18 protein-coding genes are annotated in these 25,626 nt (G+C 71.5%); 15 read left to right on the forward strand and 3 right to left on the reverse strand.

Annotated features, from left to right (window positions below):
- The first annotated feature begins 15 nt into the window (after nt 1–15).
- Together K3769_RS00960 and K3769_RS00965 are read left to right on the forward strand one after the other, a co-directional pair.
- On the forward strand, nt 16–1,059 hold the full coding sequence (locus K3769_RS00960) for a sugar kinase (RefSeq protein WP_267024479.1): 1,044 nt from the start codon (nt 16–18) through the stop codon (nt 1,057–1,059).
- 223 nt (nt 1,060–1,282) lie between these two features.
- Complete coding sequence (locus K3769_RS00965) at nt 1,283–2,098, forward strand: SAM-dependent methyltransferase (RefSeq protein WP_267024480.1); 816 nt, start codon at nt 1,283–1,285, stop codon at nt 2,096–2,098.
- A 15-nt stretch (nt 2,099–2,113) separates the two neighbouring features.
- Here K3769_RS00965 and K3769_RS00970 read toward each other — a convergent pair whose 3' ends face one another.
- Nucleotides 2,114–3,034, reverse strand: coding sequence for a Sco1979 family transcriptional regulator (locus K3769_RS00970; RefSeq protein ID WP_267024481.1), 921 nt, complete (start codon nt 3,032–3,034; stop codon nt 2,114–2,116).
- Between the two features lie 193 nt (nt 3,035–3,227).
- Nucleotides 3,228–4,352: a mannose-binding protein gene (locus tag K3769_RS00975; RefSeq protein WP_267024482.1), complete on the reverse strand. Its 1,125-nt coding sequence runs from the start codon at nt 4,350–4,352 to the stop codon at nt 3,228–3,230.
- A 405-nt stretch (nt 4,353–4,757) separates the two neighbouring features.
- On the opposite strand from K3769_RS00975, the gene K3769_RS00980 reads away from it, so the two are divergent.
- The 4 genes from K3769_RS00980 (at nt 4,758) to K3769_RS00995 (ending at nt 11,649) form a co-directional block, all read left to right on the forward strand.
- Entirely contained in the window at nt 4,758–5,537 is a 780-nt protein-coding gene (locus K3769_RS00980) for a type VII secretion system-associated protein (protein ID WP_267024798.1), read from the forward strand.
- Nucleotides 5,534–6,904 carry a ricin-type beta-trefoil lectin domain protein gene (locus tag K3769_RS00985; RefSeq protein WP_267024483.1) on the forward strand — a complete coding sequence of 457 codons (1,371 nt, stop codon included), beginning with the start codon at nt 5,534–5,536 and terminating at the stop codon, nt 6,902–6,904. Before K3769_RS00980 ends, K3769_RS00985 begins: the two co-directional genes overlap by 4 nt.
- A 165-nt stretch (nt 6,905–7,069) precedes the next feature.
- Entirely contained in the window at nt 7,070–10,387 is a 3,318-nt protein-coding gene (locus K3769_RS00990; protein WP_267024484.1) for a right-handed parallel beta-helix repeat-containing protein, read from the forward strand.
- Complete coding sequence (locus K3769_RS00995) at nt 10,384–11,649, forward strand: S8 family serine peptidase (protein WP_267024485.1); 1,266 nt, start codon at nt 10,384–10,386, stop codon at nt 11,647–11,649. Before K3769_RS00990 ends, K3769_RS00995 begins: the two co-directional genes overlap by 4 nt.
- Before the next feature lie 124 nt (nt 11,650–11,773).
- Here K3769_RS00995 and eccCa read toward each other — a convergent pair whose 3' ends face one another.
- Nucleotides 11,774–15,811 carry a type VII secretion protein EccCa gene (gene eccCa / locus K3769_RS01000; RefSeq protein ID WP_267024486.1) on the reverse strand — a complete coding sequence of 1,346 codons (4,038 nt, stop codon included), beginning with the start codon at nt 15,809–15,811 and terminating at the stop codon, nt 11,774–11,776.
- Between the two features lie 475 nt (nt 15,812–16,286).
- Here eccCa and eccD point away from each other — a divergent pair, with 475 nt between their 5' ends.
- From eccD to K3769_RS01045, 9 genes are all read left to right on the forward strand, one after another.
- Complete coding sequence (eccD, locus tag K3769_RS01005) at nt 16,287–17,693, forward strand: type VII secretion integral membrane protein EccD (protein ID WP_267024487.1); 1,407 nt, start codon at nt 16,287–16,289, stop codon at nt 17,691–17,693.
- Between the two features lie 57 nt (nt 17,694–17,750).
- Nucleotides 17,751–19,328 carry a type VII secretion protein EccB gene (eccB, locus tag K3769_RS01010; protein ID WP_267024488.1) on the forward strand — a complete coding sequence of 526 codons (1,578 nt, stop codon included), beginning with the start codon at nt 17,751–17,753 and terminating at the stop codon, nt 19,326–19,328.
- A gap of 431 nt (nt 19,329–19,759) precedes the next feature.
- Entirely contained in the window at nt 19,760–20,095 is a 336-nt protein-coding gene (locus K3769_RS01015; protein WP_267024489.1) for a hypothetical protein, read from the forward strand.
- A gap of 85 nt (nt 20,096–20,180) precedes the next feature.
- Nucleotides 20,181–20,489, forward strand: coding sequence for a WXG100 family type VII secretion target (locus K3769_RS01020; RefSeq protein ID WP_267024490.1), 309 nt, complete (start codon nt 20,181–20,183; stop codon nt 20,487–20,489).
- A gap of 247 nt (nt 20,490–20,736) precedes the next feature.
- Nucleotides 20,737–21,159: a type VII secretion system-associated protein gene (locus tag K3769_RS01025; RefSeq protein WP_372514841.1), complete on the forward strand. Its 423-nt coding sequence runs from the start codon at nt 20,737–20,739 to the stop codon at nt 21,157–21,159.
- 90 nt (nt 21,160–21,249) lie between these two features.
- A complete protein-coding gene (locus tag K3769_RS01030) occupies nt 21,250–23,319 on the forward strand; it encodes an AAWKG family protein (RefSeq protein ID WP_267024491.1) in 2,070 nt (689 codons plus the stop codon).
- A 10-nt stretch (nt 23,320–23,329) separates the two neighbouring features.
- Nucleotides 23,330–24,565, forward strand: coding sequence for a hypothetical protein (locus K3769_RS01035; protein WP_267024492.1), 1,236 nt, complete (start codon nt 23,330–23,332; stop codon nt 24,563–24,565).
- Between the two features lie 208 nt (nt 24,566–24,773).
- The gene (locus K3769_RS01040; RefSeq protein ID WP_267024493.1) at nt 24,774–25,229 is read left to right on the forward strand and encodes a YbaB/EbfC family nucleoid-associated protein; all 456 of its coding nucleotides are present in this window, start codon (nt 24,774–24,776) and stop codon (nt 25,227–25,229) included.
- A 2-nt stretch (nt 25,230–25,231) separates the two neighbouring features.
- Nucleotides 25,232–25,609 (forward strand): hypothetical protein, encoded by a 378-nt coding sequence (locus K3769_RS01045; protein ID WP_267024494.1) that lies wholly within the window; start codon nt 25,232–25,234, stop codon nt 25,607–25,609.
- The last annotated feature ends 17 nt before the right edge of the window (nt 25,610–25,626 follow it).

Genomic DNA, 25,626 nt, shown 5'->3' on the forward strand with positions numbered 1-25,626 from the left:
TCTTTGGAGAAGCCCGTGCCCCTGCCGCCCCCTCCCCGCGCCGCCGACGGTCATGAACGGACGGCCGACGTCGTGTGCGTCGGCGAGACGATGGCCGTGCTCGGTCCGCCGGACGGCGGCCCGCTCGCCGAGCAGTCCCTGCTGAGCATGGCCGTCGGCGGTGCCGAGTCCAACGTCGCCTGCGCACTCGCCGGACTCGGACGCCGGGCCGCCTGGCTGAGCCGGCTGGGCGACGACCCCTTCGGCCGACGCATCCTGGCCGAACTGACCGCGCGCGGCGTGGACGTGAGCGCCGTGGAGACCGATCCGGAGCGCCCGACCGGCGTCTACTTCAAGGACCCGGCGCCGGACTCCGGCGTCGGCCACACCCGTACGTACTACTACCGACGCGGGTCCGCGGCGTCCGCGATGGGTCCGGAGCTGGCCCGGCATCCCGCGCTCCGCAGAGCCCGGATCCTGCACCTGTCGGGGGTCGCCGCGGCCCTCTCCGACAGCTGCGCGCGCCTGCTGGAGACGCTGCTCGTCCGACGGGAGCACGGTGCCACGTCCGGACCGCTCGTCTCCTTCGACGTGAACCACCGCCCCGCCCTCTGGCGCCGCGCGGGTCACGACGGCACGGACGCCGCCCGCGCTCTGCTGGCGCTCGCCCGCGCCGCGGACATCGTGTTCGTCGGCCGCGACGAGGCCGAGGAGCTGTGGGGCACCGCCCGTCCGGACGACATCGCGCACCTGCTCGCAACCGCGCCCGCACCCGCCGTCGTCGTCGTCAAGGACGCCGAGCACGGAGCGACCTCGTACGCCGGCGGTCTGCGGACGTTCGTGCCCTCGCTGCCCACCAAGGTGGTCGAACCGGTCGGTGCGGGCGACGCGTTCGCGGCCGGCTACCTGACGGGAGTGCTGGAGGACCGCGACGAAGGCTCCCGGCTGCGCCTCGGCCACCTCGCGGCCGCCGCCGCGCTGCGCACCAGGGACGACGTGCCCGTCATGCCCTCGCGTACGGAGACCGACCGCTGCCTCATCCTGGACGAGGGCACCTGGGCCGCCACGGCACGCCGCTGAGAGCCTGTGTCATGTCCCCGGCCGGGCGCGGCGACAGGGCGGGCGGTGCGCCGGGACCGGGCACAAGACGGCATTCGAGCCAACGAGTGGCCGAACACGGTGTGTTGGGGGCCGGTGTCGCACACGGGCCGAGACGTGAGGAATAACGTGGGCGCCCACGACCGGCGTTCGACGGTTCCGTGGTCCGCTTACCACCCACGCACACGTACGCACAGGAGCGTCCATGACTGACGAGGCAGAGAACTCCGGACCTGCGGGACTCCGCAAGATCGACACCTCCGTGCCGCAGTCGGCCCGGATCTGGAACTACTGGCTGGGCGGCAAGGACAACTACGAGGTCGACCGGTTGGCCGGCGACGCGTTCCGCGCGGTCTTCCCCGGTATCGAGACCGGCGCGCGTGCCGCCCGGTACTTCCTCGCCCGCGCGGTCCGTCAGCTGGCCGCCGAGGAGGGCATCCGGCAGTTCCTGGACGTCGGCACCGGACTGCCCAACGTGGACAACACCCACCAGATCGCCCAGCGGGTGGCGCCCGAGAGCCGCATCGTCTACGTCGACAACGACCAACTGGTGCTGGCACACGCCCGCGCGCTGCTCACCAGCACACCGGAAGGTGTCACCAACTACGTCGACGCCGATCTGCGCGACCCCCGCACGATCGTGCGGGAAGCCGCGAAGACGCTCGACTTCGACCAGCCGGTCGCCCTCATGCTGATGGGCATCCTGGGACACATCGAGGACTACGACGAGGCGCGCTCGATCGTGCGGCAGCTGGTGGACGCGCTGCCGTCCGGCAGCTACCTCGTGCAGTACGACAGCACCGACACCAGCAAGGAGTACGTCGAGGCCATCCAGCAGTACAACGAGGGCGGTTCGATCCCGTATATCCTGCGCAGCCCGAAGCAGATCGAGGGCTTCTTCGAGGGGCTGGAGCTGCTCGAACCGGGTGTGGCGTCGTGCTCGCGCTGGCGTCCCGACACCGAGGCCCTGGGGCTGCCCGCCGAGGTGCACCAGTACGGCGGTGTCGCCCTCAAGCGCTGAGGCCGCCCCAGCTGGTCAGGTCTCCTGGAGGATGCGGTGGAGGATCGTGGGCGTCTCCTCCGGCGGCTCGGCTTCGAGGCCCAGGCGGTTCAGGACATCCCAGTAGCGCTCGATGTCCGCCTGCTTGTCGGGATACAGGGCGGTGGCCAGCTGTTCGAGGCAGACCACGTCGGGCAGTTGGCCGCCGGGCAGCCGCACGAGGGTGACCGGACCGGCCTCCGCCGCGTAACCGCCTGCGGTGAACGGGATGACCTGGACGGAGACCTGGGGAAGCCGGCAGACCTCGATGAGATGCGCGAGCTGGGCGCGCATCGTGTCGACGCCGCCCACCGGGCGCCTCAGTGCGGCCTCGTCGATGACGGCCCACAGCTGGGCGGGCGGCTTCCGGCGCAGCACCCGCCGGCGCTCCATGCGCAGGGTGACGCGCCGCTCGATCTCCTGCGCGCCGGCGCCCGGGTGGGCGAGGCGGAGGGAGGCGCGCGCGTAGGCGGGGGTCTGCAGGAGGGCGGGCACGCGCTGCACCTCGAAGCAGCGGATGACGCTCGCCGCCTGTTCGGCGCCGAGGCAGGTCTGCATCCACGGGGGCACCACATCGCTGTAGTACTGCCACCAGGCGGGGGCGTTGGCCTCTTCGGCCAGCGCCAGCAAGGTGGCGCGCTCGGCCTCGTCCGTGACTCCGTAGTGCGTGAGCAGATCGGCCACGTCACGGAGTTTGCACCCGTGCCGGCCGGCTTCCAGACGGCTGATCTTGGACCGGGAGGCGCGGATGACATCCCCCGCGGCCTCGCGGGAGATCCCCTTCTCCTCCCGCAGCGCGCGCAGCCGTGCGCCCAGTACCAGACGTGGCAGCACGGGACCGGCCGACTGGCCGTCCGGGACTCTGCGGTCGAAGACCTCACTGTCGATCGGTGAACCAACGGCGTCTGCGGTGCCCATGGGCGGTCTCCCTGCGGTGTACGCACCTCTGCGCGCATCCGAACACTGTGCCCCGCCATCCTAGGGGCTGTCCTGTACATGATCTTGAACGCGCCGACATGCCCCTGGACGCCACAGGCCCCCGCACCGTTCCCCGGGCTGAAGTCGGGGTCGGGCGCAAGGGCCTGGGGGCGGGGCGGATCGACGGGCGGGGTCAGGTCGACCAGATGACTCCGCCGTTGTGGAGGATGACCACCTTCCCGTCGGCCCGGAGGATCAGCTGGGCGTTCGCGTGGCCGTGGCTCTTGGAGGCCCAGATCGGTCGGTCGTCGCCGTTGTGGATGACGAGGTTGCCGTCCTCCTGGAAGATCGCCCGGTGGTTGCTGCCGAAGGTCATGGACGCCCAGATCGGCTTGTTCTTCTCGTTGTACACGACGAGGTTGCCGTCGCCCTGCATGACCATGCGGATGCGGTTGGTGCGCCAGGACTGGTTGACCCGCAGAACAGAGGTCGCGTAGACGGTCTTGGTGCCCCAGTTCGGCTTCGGGTCCGCCTTCGGCTTGGCCTTGGCCTTGGCCGCGGACTTCGACTTCTTCGCCGTCGGGCTGCTGCTGGTCTTGGTCTCCGGCGCGGGCTCGACGGCCTTGGGGACGACCTGCGGAGCCTCGGTCTTCTTCGGCTTCTCCTTGCGCGGGGACGAACTGGGCGTCTCGGCCACGTAGTCTTCGAGGCCGGCCGGGGCGGAGCTCGCGTTCAGGACGGTGTCCGAACCGTCCGCGGCCAGGCCCTTGTTGTCCGGGCGCCCGTCGTCCTGGGCGCTCCCGGCCAGCAGCAGCGGTATGGCGATCAGAACGGCGCCGGCGATCGCGGCCCCTGCCAGGACCGGCTTGCGGGGGCGTCCGCTGGTGACGCCGGTGCCGGTCTTCGTGCCTGGCGGGGTCGTCGCGACGGCCGCCGCCACGGCGATGCCCTCCGAGCGCGTCTCAGGTGCCTCGGCGGTGGCCGCCGTGGACGAGGACGAGGGTGAGGGTGAAGGCGCGGGCGGGGGCGTCACAGGGGTGGCCGGGGTGGCGGGAGTGCCGGCGGTCTTCGCCGCCGAGCCCTCGGCCGTCTCGCCGGCCGGGGCGGCGCCCGACTTCGGCTCGGAGCCCTTCGGGGCTTCAGGAGCTTCAGCGGCTTCAGGGGTTTCGGAAGCCTCAGGCGTCTTGGCGGAGGCGGGCGCTCGCTCGTCCGGTGCCGACGACGACGCGGGTGAGGACGCGGATGCGGACTCGGCCTCCTCCGCGCCGGCGGCGGCCCCCTCCGCGTTAGCGCCGGGGGTGTGGTGCTGGGGGGACATGCGGTACTCCTCCTCGGTGGCGGAGCTGTCGGTGATGGGCACCGGCTCGGCAGGCGTGGGCAGGTGCCGGGCCGAGGGGAGCCAGTCCGGCTCGACCCTGACATGGACGTGTCCGATGGCAGACCCAACCTAGCCCGTCGCAGCGGCGACAGCAGCACCCTCAGTCCCAACGACCCCACCGCTTTGTCCAGCCACGCCTCACTGCTCCCGGAAAGTTCTCCGTCCGGGCAGTATCCGGGCAGCAAACGGGCACGCGGTCGCCGGATACGGGTCTGCCCCGAAGCCCCACGCGCGGGGCACGTGTGGCATCCTGTTGGCTCCCCGATCTGATCAATATCGGTATCGGCGTGCGCGCGTGTGGTGCGGCACCCAGCAATCCGTACGGACCGAAGAGTTCAGGTGAAGATGCGGCCCGGAGAACGGCAAGAGGGCAGGCATGACGATGCCTTGCCCGTGGTGCCCGACGGGTCCGGCCCGACCGCCGACACGTCGGACACCCCGGACCCGTCGGACGCCCCCGAGATACCCGAGGCCGTACGGGCCGCCGCCCGCCAGGCCCCCGGTCACTGGATCGGGGTGACCGACCCCGAGTGGACCGAGGAGTCGGCCCCGCCGGAGTGGGCGGTCCTGGGGGAGTGGCAGTCGGACGAGAGCGGGGGCGTGGGCGAGTACCGCGCCAACCCGGCGTACCGGCCCTCCGCCCAGATGCTCGGCTGGCCGGAGCCCACCGACCCGGTGGACGCGGCGGCGCAACGGGCCGCCACCGGTTACGGATCGGTGGACGAGGCACTCGCGGCGCTCGCCGAGGCGGAGGTGACCGTGGTGCGCGCACCGGACGGCGGGCCGCTCACGGCCACCGGGCAGGACGGCACGCCGGTGGTGCTGGTGTTCACCTCAGCGGCACACGAGTTCATGTCCCCGGTACTTCGTCATGGCAGGCTTCCGGCGCGGCAACTGGCCCGGTCGCTGGACGGTTCGGGCACCCGGCTGATGGTCAACGCCGGAGCCGCGGCTCCGTTGTTGGTCCCGGCGGACAGCCTTCTCGGTCCCGGACGGGGACCGGGAGCGGAGGGAGCCGCCGAGGGGGTTTCCTCGGCGGACGCCGGGGCCGCGTCGTCGCCACCGGTCGGCAACTCCGTCGAAACCCAGCCCCACCACCCCCACACCGCAGGGAGGACCCCGTGACACGTTCGGCCCAGCAGCCCCCTGCTTCCACGAGTGCGGACACCGACACCGGTTCCGGCTCCGGCAGTGAGGAGACGGCCGCGACTGCCGCCGCCGCCGGCGCCGAGCCCGGCCACCGGCCGGACTCGCAGACCGAGTTGCCGTCGAAGCCGGAACCCGCGCCCGCCCCCGCGGCGGTGAAGGCCGGCCCGGAGACCGGTGAGGCCGCGAAGCCGACCTCACCGGGCAAGGTGGCCGCCCAGGGCAAGGCGGCCCCCGAGTCGACCGGAACCGAGCCCGAAGCCGAGACCGAGCCGGCTCCCGAAGCCGAGACCGGGAATGGGTCCGAGGCCGGGAACAGGTCCGCCGTCGGGAACAGGTCCGCCGTCGGGACCGACTCCGCGACTGGGACCGATCCGACCACCGGGGCCGACTCCGCGGCCGGGGCCGACTCCGAAGGCGGAGAGGCCGACCCCGGTGCCGCCGCCGCGGCCAAGAGCCGGCTCCCCGCGCTCGTACGCACCATGACGGCGACCGCGATCGACAAGCCGCAGCAGCAGGCCGGACCCGTCGGCCGGCCCGGCAAGGCGGTGCTGGCCGGGGCCGCCGTCGCGGGGGCGCTGCTCGTGTCCGTGCCGTTGCTGATGCTCGGCGGGGACGACGACGAGGACCGCAGGGGACCGGCGTCGGCCGGAACCGTGCTGGGTGGGAACGCCCAGGACGTACCGGGCCAGTTCGCGGAGACCTCGCCCGACGCGGGCTCCGCGGGCAACGGAGACAAGGACCCCGTACAGCGGGGCAAGTCGGCGCAGAACGCCGCCACGTCCGCCCCGGCCGACAGCGAGGGCAAGGGCAAGGACAAGGGTGACGGCGGTTCGAAGAAGGACGCCGCGAAGAAGGACACCGGTCAGAAGGACCAGCCGAAGAAGCGGAGCGGCGAGAAGGCGTCGTCGTCCGGCGGCGGCAAGAGCCAGTCCTCCAAGGCCGGTTCGGGTGTGACTCTCAGCTCACCCGTCTCCCTGCGCAGTCACCTCTCGGGCAAGTGCATCGACGTACCGGGCAGCGACTTCGGCGACGGCAAGAAGCTGTTCGTGTGGGACTGCAACGGCGGCGCCGCCCAGAAATGGCAGTTCGCCTCCGACGGCACCGTCCGTATCAAGGGCCTCTGCCTGGATGTGGCCAATGCGAACTACAACGACGGCACGCCCATCCAGATCGCCCGCTGCAGCGGCAACGCCGCCCAGAAGTTCGTGCTGAACAACGCCCACGACCTGGTCAACACCGTCGTCGGCAAGTGCGTCGACATCAAGGACAACAACCGGAGCAGCGGTGCCTGGCTGCAGCTGTGGAGCTGCGCGGGCACCGACAACCAGAAGTGGAGCGTCTGAGGCAAGGCGCCCCAAGCCGAGAGAGCCCCCGAAGAGCCCGGGAGCACCCCTCTCGGCACCCGCCCGCCCCAGGGCGAGGCATGATGGCACCGTCGGTTTCACCGACACGCGCCCCCGGTGAGGGGGCGCCCGTAGCTGAAGCCCCCGTGGCAAGGAGGTTGGTGCGTGTCGCGCCAGGTACTGACGGTCGGTCCGGGGGACCGGGATCGCTACCGGACGATCGGTGAGGCACTCTCGGCTGCCCGTACCGGCGCGCTCATCAGCGTCCGGCCCGGGACGTATGCGGAGAACCTGGTGATCAACACCAGGGTCACCCTCACTGCCGAAGAGGGCCGGGGCACCGTGGAGATCCGGCCGCGCTCGGGCAGTGTGCTCGCGCTGCGCGCCGACGCCGTGATGCTCTCCGAGCTGACCCTGCGCGGCGGCGACGCCGAGCAGCCGGCCGTGGACGTGCGGCGCGGACAGGCCGCGCTCGACGGCTGCGAGGTCATCGGCTCCGCCTGGACCGCGCTGCTGGCCGGGGGAACCGGCTCGATCGCGCTGCGGGAGTGCCGGGTGAGCAACTCGCAGGGCGCGGGCATCGTGGTGACCTCGACCACGCCCACCACCGTGGAGTCCTGCACCTTCGAGCATCTGGGCACCAGCGGCCTGGTCCTCGCGGAGCAGGGCGAGGCCCGGATCCGCGGCTGCACGGTGCGCGACGCCCGCGGCAACGGCCTGCTGGCCAACGGCGAGTCGCGCGGCACCGTCGAGGACTGCGACATCTCCTCCACCGACAAACCCTCCATCGCCCTGGAGGAGAACAGCGTCCTCTCGGTGATCCGCACCGTGGTGCACGACACCAGCACCGGTGTGCACCTGAGCACCGCGGGCCGTACGACACTGGAGGACGTCCGCGTCACCGGCTCCTCGGGGAACGGGATCGTGCTGGCCAAGGGCACCGACCCGGTGGTGCGCCGCTGCCGCGTCTCGCGTACCCGAGGGCACGGCGTGCTGGTCACCGACCGGTCGCGCGGCACCTTCGAGGACTGCTGGGTGGACGGCGCGCAGGGCGCGGCCCTGCGGGTCGCCGGGGCGGCCTCCCCGGCCGTGACCGGCCTGACGGTCCGCGACTGCGACCAGACCGGGCTGCTCCTGGAGGAGGACTCGGCGGCGGAGCTCGACCACCTGGAGGTGATCGGCGGTTCGCCCGCGATCGCGGTGCGCGGCGGTGCCAACCCGCTGCTGCGCCGGGCCCGGCTGGTGGAGCCCTCCGGTGACGGCATCGTGGTCAGCAAGGACGCGCGCGGCCGTGCCGAGGACTGCGAGATCGTCCGGCCGAAGGGCGCGGGGGTACGCGTGGCCTCCGGCAGCACCCTCTACCTGGCCGGCGGCGGAGTCTCCGACACGACCACCAACGGCCTGGTCGTGGAGGACGGCGGCAACGTCACCGTCCGGGACTTCCGCGTCGAGATATCCGGTGAGGAGGGCGTGATCGTCGCCGCGGGCGGCGAACTGACCGCCAACCGCACCTCCGTGCACGCCCCCAAGGGCCACGGTTTCCTGCTCCGCGAGGGCGCGCTCGCCTCGCTCAGCGGCTGCGAGGTGTCCGGCGGCACCCAGGACGGCTTCCGGGTGGAGTCCACCGCGCCGGTCTCCCTGGTGAACTGCCTGGCCCGGGAGAACGAGGGCGGCGGCCTGGTGCAGACCACCCCCGGCGAGCGGCTGGCCGTGGAGGGCCTCAACAGCACCGGCAACGGCAAACGGGACGCCTGGGGTTCCGGCAGCGCCGAGAACACCGACCCGGCCGGCTCCGGCGCCGCGGACGCGCCCCCGGCGGACCGCCCGGAGGGCCCGCTCGGCGCCCTGAACGCGCTGATCGGCCTGGAGAACGTCAAGCAGCAGGTACGTACGCTGGTCAATCTGACCCAGCTCGCCCAGCGCCGCGAACAACTCGGCATGTCGGCCCCGCCGATGAGCCGCCACCTGATCTTCGCCGGCCCGCCCGGCACCGGTAAGACGACCGTCGCCCGCCTGTACGGGGCGATCCTCGCCGAACTGGGTTCGCTGCGCAGCGGACACCTGGTGGAGGTCTCCCGCGCCGACCTGGTCGCGCAGGTCGTCGGCGGTACCGCGATCAAGACCACCGAGACCTTCCAACGGGCACTCGGCGGCGTGCTGTTCGTCGACGAGGCGTACACGCTGACCTCGGACAGCAACAACGGCGGTGCCGACTTCGGCCGCGAGGCGGTGGACACCCTGCTCAAGCTGATGGAGGACCACCGCGACGACGTGGTGGTGGTCGCCGCAGGCTACTCCCGCGAGATGGACTCCTTCCTCGCCTCCAACCCGGGTCTGGCCTCGCGCTTCTCGCGGACCGTCGAGTTCGAGAACTACTCGGTGCCCGAACTGGTCGCGATCATGGAGAACATGTGCGCCCAGCACCAGTACGAGCTGGGTGAGGGCACCGAGGCGGCGCTCGCCGCGCACTTCGAGGCGATGCCGCGGGACGAGGGCTTCGGCAACGGCCGTGCCGCGCGCGGGGTGTTCGAGGAGATGGTCGACAGACAGGCGGTCCGGCTCGCCTCCCAGCAGCAGGTGGGGGAGCGCGATCTGCGGCTGCTGCTGCCCGAAGACGTCTCCGCGACCGCCGTCGCGGGCGCCGCCGACACCGCGGCCCCGGCCGACGACCCGCTCACCCGCCTCGGCGACATGATCGGCCTGTCCGAGGTGAAGCGCGAGGTCGCGGACCTGGTCAACCTCATCACCACGGCCCGCCACCGTGCCGCCGCCGGGCTGCCGGTGCCCTCGCTCAGCAACCACCTCGTCTTCACCGGCCCGCCCGGTACGGGCAAGACGACCGTCGCCCGCCTCTACGGCGAGATCCTCACCCAGCTCGGCGTCCTGCGGCGGGGCCAGCTGATCGAGGCGGCCCGGGCCGACCTGGTCGGCCGCTACATCGGCCACACCGCCCAGCTCACCCGCGAGGTCTTCGAGAAGGCCCGCGGCGGGGTGCTGTTCATCGACGAGGCGTACACCCTCACCCCGCGCGGCAACGGCGCCGACTTCGGGCAGGAGGCGGTGGACACCCTGCTCAAGCTGATGGAGGACCACCGCGACGAGGTCGTCGTCATCGTCGCCGGCTACACCGACGAGATGGAGCGCTTCCTCGCCTCCAACCCGGGCCTGTCCTCGCGCTTCCCGCGCCGGATCGCCTTCTCCGACTACTCCTCCGAGGAACTGGTCACCATCGTCAGGACCCAGGCCGCCAACATGGGGTACGAGTGCGGGCCCGGCACCGGTCCGCTGCTCAAGGAGTACTTCGAGGCGCTGCCCCGGGACCGGTCCTTCGGCAACGCCCGCCTGGCCCGCCAGGTGGTCGAGTCGATGGTCACCCGGCAGGCGGGGCGGCTCAGTTCGCTGGCCGCGCCCACCCTGGACGACCTGCGCATCCTCCTTCCCGGCGACGTCGTCGCGGTGGCACCGAAGGCGGCTCCCCGATGAGATCGTCCGCCCGCCAGGCCGCCCGCATGCTGTCCGGCGTCGGCTGCGTCGCCGCCCTGCTGCTGCCCACGGCCGTCACGGCCCAGGCGGCCCCCCTGTCGCGCGTACCGGCGGCCGACGGGAAGAAGGGCCAGGAACTGCCTGGCATGCCCTCCTCGATCGACGCGGACGCGGCCTGCACGCCAGCCTCCGGCGAGAAGGCGAAGAAGCAGGACTGGTCGCGCCAGCGCCTCGATCTGGACCGGCTGCACGGGTACAGCACCGGGGCGGGGGTGACCGTCGCCCTGATCGACACCGGTGTCGACACCGGGGCCGAGGGGCTCGGCGGCCGGGTCACCGCCGAGGGCACGGCCGGTGACGACTGTGTCGGCCACGGGACCTTCCTGGCGGGCCTGATCGCCGGGGCCGGCGGGGGCGGTGCGCAGCTGACCGGTGTCGCGCCGGGCGCCGAGATCCTGGCGCTGCGCGGTACCGACCAGCGCGGTGAGGCGAGTTCGGCCCTGGTCGTGGCGGCGCTGCGCGCGGCGACCGAGGCGGACGCGGAGGTCATCGCGGTCTCGGTGGCGCTGCCACGCCGTGACGCGGAGCTGACGCGCGCGGTCGCCGACGCGCGGCGCGCGGGCGCCGTGGTGGTGGCCGCGGCCACGCCGGATCCGCCGCGGGGGGCCGGAAACTCCGACGAGATTCCGCCTCGCAGCTACTGGCCGGCCGCCGAACCGGGCGTCCTGTCGGTTGCCGACATGCTTCCCGCCGGGGTCCGCCCGGACAACGCCCTGGCCACCAGTGGTATCGATCTGGTCGCCCCCGGCGCCGGGGTGGTCTCCGGTGGTCCGCGCGGCGACGGGCACTACCTCGGCGCGGGCGCGTCGGTGGCGACCGCCTATGCGGCGGGGGCCGCGGCGGCCGTCCGGGCCGCCCGGCCCGACGACTCGCCGGACGAGGTCGCCCGGCGGCTGACCGCCACGGCGTATCCGGCGGACATTCCGCAGCTCGATCCCTACGCCGCGGTCACGACGGTCCTCGGTGGCTCCGACGCGGCCGGTGGGGTGGAGCGGGCCGCTGATCCCGTGACCGTCCGCGACACGACCGCGGCCGACCGGGCGACCGATCGGGCCACGCTCTTCGTGGTCCTCGGCACCGGCGGCGTACTCGCCGTGCTGTGGGGCGCGTTCGCTCTGCCGAGGGCTCGGGCGCGGGGATGGAAACCGGCCTCTGCCTCCGCTTCCGCGCGGTCGGTTGCCGCTGAAGCGGATGGGGACTGACGTCGTTCGTCCGGTGCGGGCCGCCGGGGGCTGGCCGCGCAGCTCCCCGCGCCCCTAAAAGCAAAGGATTGCGCCGTTCCCCGCGCCCCTGAAAAGGGGCGCGGGGAACGGCGCAATCCTTTGCTCAGTCCGTCTGCGCCGGAGCCTCGTCCACCAGTGCCGTCTGCATAAGACGCTCGCGGCGGCGCGCGATGTGCAGCGCCCGGCCCGGCGGCAGGTTCCGCGGCTTCGCGTTGCCGAAGAGGCGGCCCTCCGTGGGCGGGCAGGACAACAGCACCGCCGGGTTGTTGGCCTCGTCGAGTCGGCGGATGAGGCCGTCGCTGAGACCACGGCCCGCGCCCATGGCGCTGCGCGCGACCACCAGGTGCAGGCCCATCTCGAAACCGAGCGTCAGGTACTCGAAGAGCGGCTCCATGGGGCTCTGGAAGGAGCTGCCGGACACCATGTCGTAGTCGTCGACCAGGATGAACAACCGCGGTCCTGTCCACCAGTCGCACTTGCGCATCCGGCCCGGGGCGATGTCGGCCCCCGGCACCCGGGTCTTCATGGCCCGCGCCGCGCCCTCGATGGTCTCCTTGAGGTTGTCCAGCGAGATCACATGCCCGATGCGGTACTCCTCCGGGACCGTGTCCACCAGCGTGCGCCGGTAGTCGACCACGATGATCTTCGCCTCGGTGGGCGAGTACCGGGTGGTGATGCCCTCCGTGATGCGGCGCAGCAGGTTGGTCTTGCCGCTCTCGGTGTCGCCGACCACCACCAGGTGCGGAGTGCGGCTGAAGTCGTGCCAGACCGGTTCCAGGGCGTCCTGGTCGATACCGAGGGGCAGCCGCATACCGTCGCCCTCGGTGGACTCCGGCGCCGGGAGTTCGGCGAGCGGGAGCCGGTGCGGCAGCATCCGCACCTGCGGGGCGGGCGCGCCCGGCCAGTGCTTGGCGACCTCCGAGACCAGATGGCCGACACCGTCGCCGAGGTCTTCGAGGGAGCCGCTGCCGTCCAGGCGGGGCAGCCCGGCCAGGAAGTGCATCTTGGTGTCCGCGGTGATGCCGCGACCACCGCTGCGCGGCACCGAACGCGCCTTGCGGGTGTCGATCTCGGAGTCCATCGGGTCACCCATCCGCAGTTCGAGACGGGTGGCGGCCTGGTCGCGGACCTGCGCGGACAGCTCCACCCAGCGGGTGGTGGTGATGAGCAGGTGGATGCCGTAGTTGAGGCCGCGGGCGGCCAGTTCGTTGAACTTCTGGATCAGGTCGTCGTAGTCCTGGCGGACCGTCGACCAGCCGTCGACCACCATGAACACGTCGCCGAACGGCTCGTCGGGGAACTCCCCGGCGGCCCGGCGCCTGCGGTAGGACTGCATGGAGTCGATGGTGTGGTCCACGAAGAACTGCTCGCGCCGGGCGAGCAGCGTCATCACCTCGGCGACCGCCCGGTGCACCCGCTCCGGGTTGAGCCGCGCCGCGACGCCGCCGACGTGCGGAAGCGCGGCGAGCTGCGAGAGACCGCCACCGCCGAAGTCGAGGCAGTAGAACTGGATCTCGGCGGGCGTGTGGGTGAGGGCGAGGGCGCCGATCAGGGTGCGCATGAGGGTGGACTTGCCGCTCTGCGAACCACCCGCGATGGCGACATGGCCGCCGGCCCCGGAGAGATCCACCACCAGGGGGTCACGGCGCTGCTCGAACGGCTTGTCCACCAGGCCGACCGGCACCCGGAGCCTGCCCGTGCCGGACCAGTTGACGGCGGTGAGGCCGCGTACCGGGTCGGGGGCGAGGCCGGACAGCAGCTCGTCCAGCGGGGTGGGCTCGTCCAGCGGCGGCAGCCACACCTGGTGGGCGGCGGGGCCCGACTCGCGCAGCCGGTCGAGGGCGACGGCGAGCAGGGTCTCCTCGTCCTCGTCGCTCTCCTCGGTCTCCGGTTCCGGCTCGGGCGCGGCCTCCAGGGTGCGGGGCACCACCCAGCCGCTGGTCCACGGCACCACCTGGCTGGCCACCCGGGCCTGGACGACGGCGCCGGTGCGCCGCCGGTAGATGCCCGAGGAGTAACCGGCGCGGAACCGGGTCAGGGCCTCCACACCGGACTTCAGATAGCCGTTGCCGGGCGAGGCCGGGAGCTGGTAGGCGTCCGGCACCCCCAGCACGCCGCGGCTCTCCATGGCGGAGAACGTACGCAGACCGATGCGGTACGAGAGATGGCTCTCCAGCTGGTGCATACGGCCCTCGTCCAGGCGCTGCGAGGCGAGCAGCAGATGGACCCCGAGCGAACGGCCGAGGCGGCCGATCATCACGAACAGGTCCATGAACTCCCGGTGCGTGGAGAGCAGCTCGCTGAACTCGTCGACCACCACGAACAGGCTGGGCAGCGGGGCCAGGTCGGTCCCGGCGGCGCGGGCCCGCTCGTACTCCAGGGCGGAGGTGTAGTTGCCCGCCGAGCGCAGCAGCTCCTGGCGGCGCATGAGTTCACCGTGCAGGGCGTCCTGCATACGTTCCACCAGGGCGACCTCGTCGGCGAGGTTGGTGATGACGGCGGACGTGTGCGGCAGTTCCTCCAGGCCCAGGAAGGTGGCGCCGCCCTTGAAGTCGACCAGGACGAAGTTCAGGGTCTCGGAGGAGTTGGTCAGGGCGAGGCCGAGGACCAGGGTGCGCAGCAGCTCGCTCTTGCCGGAACCGGTGGCGCCGATGAGCATGCCGTGCGGGCCCATACCGCCCTGCGCGGACTCCTTGATGTCCAGCTCCACCGGACGCCCGTCCACGCCGACCGCGACCGGCACCCGCAGCCGGGCGGCGCCGATGTGCTTGCTGAAGAGGGTCTGCGGGTCGTGCCGGTGCAGGTCGGGGATGCCGAGCAGGGTGGTCAGCTCGACGTCGGTGTCCAGCGGCTGCGAGATGTCGGTGCCGAGGCTGATCCGGCGGGCGGTGAGCAGCCGGGCCAGCGACTCGGCGCCGAGCGGGCCGAGCCGGTCGGGCCGGCCGAGCGCCACGGAACGCTCCTTGCGGCTGCGGTCGGTGCGCACCAGGCTCACCCGGTCGGGACCGACGGTCAGCCGCAGCGTGTTGCGGCCGGGCTTCCAGCGCAGCGCCCCGGACACGTCGAGGACCACGGCGTTGCGGTAGCCGTGCCCCTCCCAGCGATGCCCCTCGGGAACAGTGACCCCGTCCAGGACGACGACGGTGTACGGCTCGTCACGCCCGGGGCGGGCATCCGCGTCGAAGCCGGGCCGCTCGGCGAACTCGGCGCCGAGCAGGTCGTCCAGCTCGGTGAGTTCGGCGGTGATCCGGCGGACCTGGCCCGCGCCGTCCTCCTCGTGCGGGTCCAGCGCGTGTGGCAGCCACTTGACCCACTCCCAGTCGGGCCGCCGCTCGTCACTGACACAGACGGCGATCCACAGCTCCTCCGGCGCGTGGAACACCGCGAGCTGGCCGAGCGCCGCACGCACCAGGGCACGTACGGCCTCGGCGCCGGGGCCCTCGGTGAGGGCGCCGCCCTCCGTCTCGGCGCCGCTTCCGTCCGGCGTGAGATCCGGGTCGCCGGACGTGGCCCGGCTCACGGCCTCCGCCGGGCGCAGCAGAACCCGGGCCGAGGAGCGCAGATAGAGGCCGAGCGGCTGTTCGGGGATGGTGGAGTAGGCCCGGATGAAACGGCGCAGAGCGTGCGCGCACAGCGGTTCCAGGTCCTCCACCGGGCGGGTGGAGACCGGCTGCAGGGTCAGCGCGAGCTGCTGCTCGCCGACCGCGAGGCGCGCCTCGCCGAAGTCCTCGTCGGCCGGACGGCGCTCCCACAGCCGGGAGGTGCGGGCCAGCGAGCGCAGTGAGGCGGGGTCCGGGTGGCGCCAGGCGAGCGCCCGCTGCTGCTCCGTGATGGTGGACCGGACCCGCTTGCGGGTCTGCGCCAGATACCGGAGGTAGTCACGCCGCTCGCCCTTCAGGCGCTGCTTGCGCTCGCTGGAGCGGCGCATCAGCTGCCCCAGCAGCATCGCACCGGCGGACAGCGCCATGACGCCCATGGCCAGATACATGAAGACGCCGTTGCCGCCGCCGGGGCGCAGGAACATCAGCATCATCGACACCGACATCAGCGCCATCGGCAAATAGGTCCAGATCGCCGAGGTGTCGGGCACGGTCTCGGCGAGGACCGGTGGCTCCTGAAGGGTCAATTGCCCCTCGGGCATCTGCGGTCCGCGTCTGCGGGCCGGCCGGCGAAACAGCACGACACTCAAGGAACAGAACCTCCGGTTTTACTGGCTTTCCGGCCCGCACCGAATACCGGCGCACCCGGCAGTGGGAAAGACCGCACCGAGCCCATTCTCCGGGTCCCCCATGATCCGGGGAACGCCGGGTGAATGTTTCGAGCGGATAGCGGGGACGGTCAACTCCCGTGTTGGACAACTCCATACCGGACAATGAGTCCGGTCCGCAGCACGATCCGCCGGGCGTAGGCAGTAGTCTGCATTCACGGAACGCGACCTGTCCACGCGGGAGGGGCGGTCGCCGGCCGTGCGGACGAAATTCACCGGCCGGGCACCCCCGTTCCCGACCGCACGCGAGGCTTCCGTACTCTTCGCACATCCTCTCCCGGGGAGGCCCTCCCGCTGCCCCGGGGAAGTTTTCCTGTCAAAGCCCCCACGGAAGACGAGAGTTACGCTGATGACCGACAGCGCTGTGGCCGAACTGTGCCGCCTGACCGTACGGGCGCCCAGCGTCTCCGTCGATCTGGCCGTGCCGGCCGACGTGCCGGTCGCCGACCTGCTGCCCACGCTACTGCGCTATGTCGGCGAAGAGGCGGAAGAAGCAGGTCTCGACCACGCCGGCTGGGTGCTCCAGCAACTCGGCGACGCACCGCTCGACGAGGAGACCACCCTCGCCCACGCGGGGCTCTCCGACGGCGCCGTGCTCTATCTGCGCCCGCACACCGAGGCACTGCCCGAGGCCCGGCTCGACGACCTGGTGGACGGGATAGCCGACACCGCGGGACGGCGCCTGAACACCTGGCACCCCGAAGCCGCCCGCGCGCTCCTGGTGGGCGCCGCCGCGGCCACCGTGGTCGCCGCCCTCGCACTGGTGCTGTGGCCCGGCACGCCCAACTCCGGCTTCTCCCGTGTCGCCTTCGCCGCCGTGACCGGCCTGCTGCTCCTCGCGGGCGCCGGCTCGGCCAGCCGAGCGGTCGGCGACCGCCTCTCCGCGACCGCGCTCGGCCTGCTGGTCGCGCCCTGCCTGGCCCTGGCCGGCTGGCTGCTGCCCGGCGGCGACCTGACCGGCGCGGACGCACGGCAGGTCGTGGGCGCTCGGCTGCTCGCCGCCGGCGCGGCCGGCGCGGGCGGCGCGGTCCTCGCGCTCGCCGCCACCGCGGTCGGTGCCCCGGCCCTGTTCGCCACCGCGCTGGTCTCGGTGGCCACCGCCATCGCCGGCGGCCTCATCGGCTACACCGGCCTCGCCGTGCAGGCCGCGGTGGCGCTGGTGGCCACCGTGGTCGCGCTCGCCGCCGGAGCGGTCGCGCCGTTCGCCTTCAAACTGGCCGGGATGCGACTGCCCGCGCTGCCGTCCTCCGCCGCCCAGCTCCAGGAGGGCATCGAGCCCTACGCGGGCGACGAGGTCGCCGAGCGCACCATGCTGGCCGGGCGCTGGGTCACCGCGCTCTTCGCCGCCACCGGCGTCATCGCCCTGGCCGCCCTGATCGTCCTCGGCCAGGGCCCGAACCTGCCCGAGGCGCTGACGGCCCTCGCACTGACCCTGCTGCTGCTCCTGCACTGCCGCGGTCTCGTGCACATCTCACAGCGGCTGACCCTGGCCGTGCCCGGCGTCCTGGGGCTCCTGCTGATGGCCCGCGCCTGGGCTGCGGACCACGACGGCACCGGACGCGCGGTCGTCTTCGCGGTCCTGCTCGGCGCCGCCGCCGCCCTCGTGCTCGCCGCCTGGACCGTACCCGGCCGCCGGGTGCTGCCGTACTGGGGCCGCGCGGCCGAACTGGCGCACACCGGCCTCGCCGTGGCACTGCTGCCGCTCGCCCTCTGGGCCGCGGGCCTCTTCGGCTGGCTGCGCGGCCTGTTCGGCTGAGCACACCCGCTGAACACCCCCGCACGCCCGGCACGCAGAAGGAGTTGAGGAGACGCCGTGCAGTCCAAGAGAGACCAGGTACACGCCCACAGTTTCATGATGGGCAGGCTCAGCTCGGGCCTGCTGATGGCCGACCCGGACGCCCCGGAGAGCCCTCTGGGGCGCACCACCCGCGGTGTGGTCTTCGGCGTCCTGGTCACCGTCCTGATCGGCGCGGGCGCCACCGTATACGGTCTGCTGCGCCCCGGTGGGAACGACGGCTGGCGCGACGGTGAGCACCTCGTGGTCAACCGCGACACCGGCGCCCGGTATCTGTGGACCGGCACCGACGGCGTCCTGCACCCGGTGCGCAACTACGCCTCGGCGAAGCTGATCGGCGGCTCCGACCTGGCGACCGCCGATGTGCACACCCCCTCGCTGCAGGGCGTCCCGGTGGGCTCCCCGGTCGGCATCCCCGGCGCCCCGGACGCCGTACCCGCCACCGGGCAGCTCGACGACGGCGCCTGGCACATGTGCGTCACCGGGACCGACGGGGCGTTGCCCAACACCTCCGGGGTCGTGGCGACCACCGGCGTCGACAAGCCCGGAGCCACCACCGTGGCGGCCGGCATGCCGCTGGACTCACGCGCCATCGGCCGGGACCGCGGGGTGCTGGTGAGCGGCCCGGACGACACCGAGTACCTGGTGTGGCGGGGCAGCAGGCTGCCCCTCGACCGCGCCTCCGACGCCCGCAACGCCCTCGGTTACGGCTCCCAGGAGCCGATGCCCGTCTCGGCGGCCTTCCTCGACGCGCTGGCCCCCGGCCCCGCCCTCAAGCCGCCGGCCGTGCCGGGGCGCGGCGGGAAGGGTCCCGAACTCGGTGGCGAGGCAAGCCGCGTCGGCCAGCTGTTCAAGGTCAGCGTGCCCGGCGGCGGCAGCACCTACCACCTGCTGCGCAAGGACGGCCTGGTGCCGCTGACCCGGCTCGGCGCCGCCCTCGTACTGGGCGACCCGGCCACCCAGAAGGACGCCTACGAGGGGCAGTCGCCCGACGTGCGCACGCTCGGCGCGGACGCGCTGCGCGAGCACGCGGCGAAGGACGCGGCCGACGCCGCCTCCGCCGAACTGCCGGACGCGCCGCCCCTGCCGCAGTCCGCGGAGCGCGGCACCGCGCTCTGCGCCCAGGTGGACGGCGACCACGGCGGCGTACGGATCAGGTCGGTGCTGGTCCCGCTGACCGAGCTCACCCCGGTCGCCGTGTCGGAGGGCACCGCGCAGCCGCTGGAACCGGCCTGTGTGCCCACCGAGGCCACGGTGGTACGTCCAGGACACGGCGCCCTGGTCCGGGCCCTGCACGCGAGTGGCGCCGCGCACGCCGGGACCACCTACCTGGTGGCGGAGAACGGGGTGAAGTACCGCCTCTCCGGCAAGGAATCGCTGGCGGCGCTCGGGTACCAGGCCTCGGACATCGGCTCGGTCCCGGCCCCGCTGCTGGCGGCCTTCCCGACCGGCGCGGACCTCGATCCGGCCGCCGCCGCGGGCGTCACGGAACCCAGGACCACGGCCCCCCGGTGCGCAGCCGCCGAGAAGCCGGGGAAGGGCGAGGGCGACGGCAAGGCGCGGGCGGAGGCGGTCGGCGCCGTTTCGAAGGGCTGACACCCGACACCGATTCCGGCGGGGAACCCGGCTCGCGCCGGGGAACTCGCGCCGGGGAAAAGGAATAGAAATAGGGCGGACAACCTCAGAAGAAGCTCAAATATCCCGGAGGACCGCACCCGGGAAATCCCGCGGGAACGTGCACAATGCCGGGGCGATGCTTCTGCGTGACCGTTCGGACCCGCCGCGTGCCCGCTTTTCGCCCGTCTGGCGGGGCGCCGGGGGGCGGTTCGCGTGCTGTATCCCCGGAAGTACGGGCGTGCCCGTTCATCCAACTGCAACGTTCGCACAACTCCGTTGCCATACAGGCGAATTCTACCGAACCGGCTGTTACTCACATCTTGCCTGCACGCGTTGCGCGGAACCCTGTTTTCTCTTTAGCCTCAGCGGGCAACGGTGCGTGAGACGCGCCTGAACGAAGGGAGCGTGACATGGCGGACAGCGCCGCAAGGAAAGCGGACTATGCCAAGGGCTTGGGGGGCGTCTCCTCTCTGGAGTCGGCCCGCAACCAGGTCGAGAAGACCCAGAACAACGTCGCCGAGATCGCGGCGCGTTCGGGAGTCGGCGGCGACGAGGGCCAGGCCCTGCTGAAGCTCTTCCGCAGCTGGAACACCGAGGCGCAGAAGGTCGTCGTCCAGATCAGCACGATGATCGACGCGCTCCAGGAGAACGTGACCTCCGCCAACCGCCTGGCGAAGGAGAACCAGGACCTGACCGAGGTTCTCAACAGCAAGACCAGCCAGGGCGTCTTCGAAGCACTGAGCTGAACCACCCGCGGTACCGGCTTCCCTCGGTGGAGCCGGACTTCGTGAGCTTTCCGGGCCAGGCGCCCGGCCTTCGAGAGGAGACGTCATGGCCGACGGCATCATTGATGTGCAATACCCCAAGGTCCAGCAGGCCATCGAGGAACTGCTGGAGCAGACCCAGGTGATCATCACCACCCTCAACAACCTCGAGGACGAGCTGAAGCCGCTCGTCAGCACCTGGGAGGGCGCGGACCAGGAGCAGTACCGCGTGGTCCAGGCGGAGTGGGACAACGCCACCAAGAACATGGCCAGGCTCCTCGGCGACAACGGCGAGCTGATCCGGACCATCCACGACAACCACTCCCGTGACGAGCGCAAGAGCGCCGACAACTGGGGCAACGTCCGGGCCCGCTGAGGTCCGAGCCGTGTCCGGCCCGAGCCTGCCCCCCGTCAGTCCCGAGGGGTGTGGGCGAGGGCCAGACGTCGTAGGTGTGTGAGCGGGCGGCCCGGTCCGGCGGACCCGCGCTCGGGTCTGCCGGACCGGCCGCCGCGCACCCCCGCCCCATCAGGCCCACCGGGCCGCCCCCCGTCCGGCACCCAGCAGCAGGAGATCGTCCCATGGCGGTGAAAAGGCCGACGTCAAGCATTTCGACCTCAAGCAGATGGAGAACTTCCGGGACAACGAGGTACAGCCGGTCTACACGGCGGCCAAGAAGCACCGCGAACAGGGCGACGGCTCCACCATCCGCCCGCTCGGCCACCTCGTCGACGGGCACACCACCCCGGACAACCTCGACCAGAACCAGCAGCTCCTGCGCATCGGCAAGATGGCCACCGAGCCCCTCGTCTCGGGACCGAAGCTGATCGAGGGCGTCCGCACCACCGCGGAGGCCCTGGACAAGCTGCTGGGCGACCAGATGGATCTCTTCAAAGAGCTGAAGGAGGCCCTCTCGGACACCATCGAGGAGGCCAACAAGACCAAGAACAAGAACCTGGACGCGATCGACGCGCAAACCCTGCTGCAGACGTTCGAAGAGGTCGACACCCTCACGGCCGGCGGCACGGAAGAAGAAGACGAGGACTGACCCCGCCCGTGCCGGCGGTGGCCACGACCGGCCGGCGCGCTCCGTAAGACACCCACGCCCGCGCACCCGTACGAAGGACACGGTGTGCCGGTGCGGACGACAACCGACCAGAAAGGGCGCCCGGTGGCCGATCGCTACGACCCCAACTCCGGCACCAACCTCGACAAGTTCGACAACGCCGGCGACCCGTCGAGTGACGTCTGGGCCACCCTGGTCAAGCACATCACCGGTTATCCCGTGCCGGACCGCAGCACCATCTTCGACACGCTCCGCTCCGACCACGGCGGCAAGCTCTTCCGGATGGACATCAAGGAGCGCAGCCTCAGCCTGATGGTCAAGGACTCCGGGTTCCTGACCAACACCGGCGAGGACTACGACATCTTCTTCTTCGACGGCGGCAAGAAGACGAAGATCATGCAGGCCCGGATCGTGTTCGAGGGCCGCGTGAAGGCCGGTGAGGAGATCATCTTCGCCGGCCCCGGGTCCGACAACGTCAACGACGCGCAGGTCCGTGAGGGCAACGAGTTCACGGACTACAACAAGGACAAGATGTCCACCATCCCGCTCGCCCGGTACATGAACGGGCCGCGGACGGCGCTCCTGGAGCTGCTGAGGGGCGGCACCCAGAACGCCCGGTTCAGCAACCTGGGCGTGGGCGGCAGCGACGCGGTGGACCTGAACTCCTTCAACCGGACGGGCGAGTCCTTCGACTACGCCGCCAAGTTCTTCCGGGACCACCAGGTGGTCCTGAAGGACTGGGAGGACCGTTTCGGCAAGGACGACGCCAGCTGGAAGGGCGAGGCCGCGGAAGTGTTCCGCAGCCTGATCAAGAAGATCCGCGAGAACTACGACGCCTACATCGAGACCTTCGACTCGTCGGCCGGCACCGGCGACGAGACCGGCACCGGCAACACGGTGTACTCGCGCGCCCTGTCCTTGGGCCGCAAGTACCTGGAGGACTCTGCCACCAAGCTGCTGGAGGCCTGGCTGGCCTGGGCCAAGTCCCCGTACTACGACCCGCACCAGGTGCTGCGCTACGTCCTGGACGACCTCGCCCAGTGGGTGGACACCAACAACGTCGCCAAGACGAACATCACGTCCACCACCACCCGCTACAGCACCACCGTCCGGCACAGCCCGCAGGGCGGCTTCACCCAGACGCACCCCGAGTACGGCGACCTGACCGACATCGCCAACTGGGCCAAGGTCGGTGACAAGGCGGTCAAGGTCTGGAGCCAGGGTGTCGAGGACTACCTGAGCAAGCCCGCCGCCACGGTGCAGTCCAACCTCAACAACCACTTCCTCGAACTCGGCGAGGACTTCGCGGACAACGTGCCCAAGCCGAAGTCGACCAGCACGGCCTCGGAGGAGTACGAGGAGAAGAAGGCGAAGGAGGAGGAAGAGGAGCTCAGGAAGCAGCGCGAGGAGGACAAGAAGTACCAGGAGGAACTGAGGGAGGAGCAGAGGAAGCAGCGCGAGGAGGACAAGAAGTACCAGGACGAGCTGCGGGAAGAGGCGAACAAGCAGCGCGAGGAGGACAAGAAGTACCAGGACGAGCTGCGGGAAGAGGCGAACAAGCAGCGCGAGGAGGACAAGAAGTACCAGGACGAACTCCGCAACGAGCAGAAGGCGGAGCAGGAGGAGGCCAAGCGCGAGGCCGAAAACCTGCGCAACGAGCAGAACCAGCAGCGCGACGAGGACAAGAAGTACGCGGACGAACTCCGCGAGGAGCAGAAGCGCGAGCAGGAAGAGGCCAAACGCGAGGCCGAGCAGCAGGCCAAGGAGGTGCAGGAGAGCCTCGGAGGCATCAACGACCCCAACAACCCGGCCAACCAGCAGAACCTCGACGGCCTCGACGACCTGCTGAACCAGCAGAACGCGATCACCACCGAGAGCCCGGGCGACCTGGGCGACCTCAACGGGAACGGCAACGGGAACGGCCAGACCGACCTGGGGCCGATCACCTCGAACCTCGGCAACCTCGGCTCGCTGAACGGCGGCTCCCTCAAGACCCCCGACCGGCTCCAACTCCCAGCTGAACAACGCGGGCGACCTGACGACCGACTTCCCGGACGGCAGTACCAGCTCGTTCGACCCCGACACCGGGACGCTGACCACCACCTCGCCGGACGGCAACGTCACGACGCAGGATCTGGGTGACGGTCTCAAGGTGACGAACCCCGACGGTTCGGTGACATCGCTGGGCGACGACGGGAAGCTGACGACCACGTTCCCGGACGGCACCACCCAGACCGTCGACCCGTCGACCGGCCAGGCGACCACCGTCGACCCGGACGGCAAGACGACCACCGAGAACCTCGGCAACCTGGGCGACCTCAACGGCCAGAACAATGTGAACGACCTGAACGACCTCAGCGATCTGAACGACATCACCACCGAGTCGCTCGACGACCTGGGCAACCTCGGGGACCTCAACGGCGACCAGAACGGGCTGGAGACCCCGACCGGCGGCAACGTCGAACTCGACGACGCCGGCGACTTCACCACCACGTTCGCGGACGGCAGCGAGAGCTCGTTCGACCCGGACAACGGGCTGCTCACCACCACCGACGCCAACGGCAACACCACGACCACCGACCTGACCCACGGGGCGAGCTTCACCAACCCGGACGGTTCCGTCACCTCGTTGGACAACGGCCAGCTGACCACCACCTTCCCGGACGGCAGCAAGCAGGTCATCGACCCGGACACCGGCATCGCCACCGTCACCGACGCGCAGGGCAACACCGAGAAGGTGGACCTGCACGACCTCAACTCGAACGCGGACAACAACAGGTCCAGCGTCCTGGACGGCCTCGGCGACCTCAACGGCGTCGGAGGGGGCGGCGGCGGAGGAGGCGGCACCACCTCCAGGGACGTACCGCTCTCCGAACTGGGCCTGGGCGGCGGCGGTACGAGCCTCGGGGGCGGTGGCGGCCTCTCCGGTTCGGAGGGCCTGTCCTCGGACTTCAACTCCTCCACCGTCGACCCCCTCTCGGACAGCACGGCCACCCCGCTCGGCGCCGCCGCAACGGCAGCCTCGGGCGGGACCCCCGGCGCCCCCGGGACACCGGGCAGCCCCGGTATGCCGATGGGCGGCGGCATGGGCGGCATGGGCGGTGGCGGGGAGAAGGGCAACGGCGAGCGGGTGCGCTCCGTCCTGGTCGACGCGGCCGAGGAGAGCGAGCGCCGCAACCGCCGCCGGCGCAGCCCCTGGAACCGGCAGGAGGACAGCGACACCTTCCTGGCCCCCGCCTCCCGGGTCAACACCACCGGCGGCGGTGGCGAGTCCACCGAGGAGGAGTCCGAGCCCGGCCGCAGGGCCACCAGCTCCGACTACCTGGAGGAGGACGCGGACGTGTGGGGCACCGAGGAGGGCGGCACGCCCGCCGTGATCGGCCGGTGAGCACGACGGAGGTCCGACGCGACCTCCGCGGGGACCTCCCGGGCTCCCGCGGGGACCTCCGGAACCCCCGCGGAAACCGGTCCGACCGCCAGGGAAACCGGCGCGGCCACCGGGGAGAGACGAATGCCACCCCTCCCCGACTTCCGCGAAGGGGCCCTCACCAGGCAGTATCAGCAGGGATGTTGCCGACGAGAAGGGCGGGGCGGGCGTGACGGAACCGCTGGAGAAGCGACTGGAGAAGGCCATGGCCGAGCTCCAGGCTGCCCAGGAGGCGGTCGCGCGCACCGAGCGCGAGCTGCGCCAGGCGTCGTTCGCGGTGCTCTCCTCCGACCGCGCGGTCCGCGCCACCGTGGGCCCGCAGGGTGAACTGACCGGCATCGAGTTCCTGGAGAACAAGTACCGGGACATGTCCCACCAGGAGCTCTCCGCCAGTGTCCTGGAGGCGGCGAACGCGGCACGTCTGAAGATGAACAAGCACGTCATGAAGGCGATGGCACCCTTCGCCGAGCCCAGCAGCGACGTGCCGGAGCTGAAGGGCTTCGAGCTGGACTGGGAGCGCGTCTTCGGCCCGGAGGTGCTGCGCGACGACGACGAGGACACCGCACGCGACGTCGAGGCCGCCCCCGGCTGGCGGGACGCGCTCGGCGAGGACGGGGAGGACTGACGATGGGACAGCGCTACTACGTCGACCCGCAGCGCATCGAGGCCCTGGCGGGACAGCTGGAGGAGATCGGCGCCCTCACCAGGAGCATGACCGAGGAGTTCTTCGACGAACTGGCCCCCACCGTCAGGTGGCCCGGCACCGAGGGCGAGTTCGCCGAGAAGGCCAAGCCGCAGGAGCAGAAGGAGCGGCAGACCACCAAGGACACCATGATGTCCATCCGCGACGCGCTGGTGGGCATCACCGACGCCACGGTCAGCCAGGTCCGGCTGATGAAGAACACCCGTGACGCCAATATCGAGGACATCGAGCGGAACAACAGGGAAATCGACACCCATGGGCTGGACGGCAACGGCGGCCCGGGCGGGCATGGTCGCCGCTGACCTCCGCACGGCAGGCC

Origin of the sequence: Streptomyces ortus, from assembly GCF_026341275.1 — a bacterium.
Taxonomy (GTDB): Bacteria; Actinomycetota; Actinomycetes; order Streptomycetales; family Streptomycetaceae; genus Streptomyces; species Streptomyces ortus.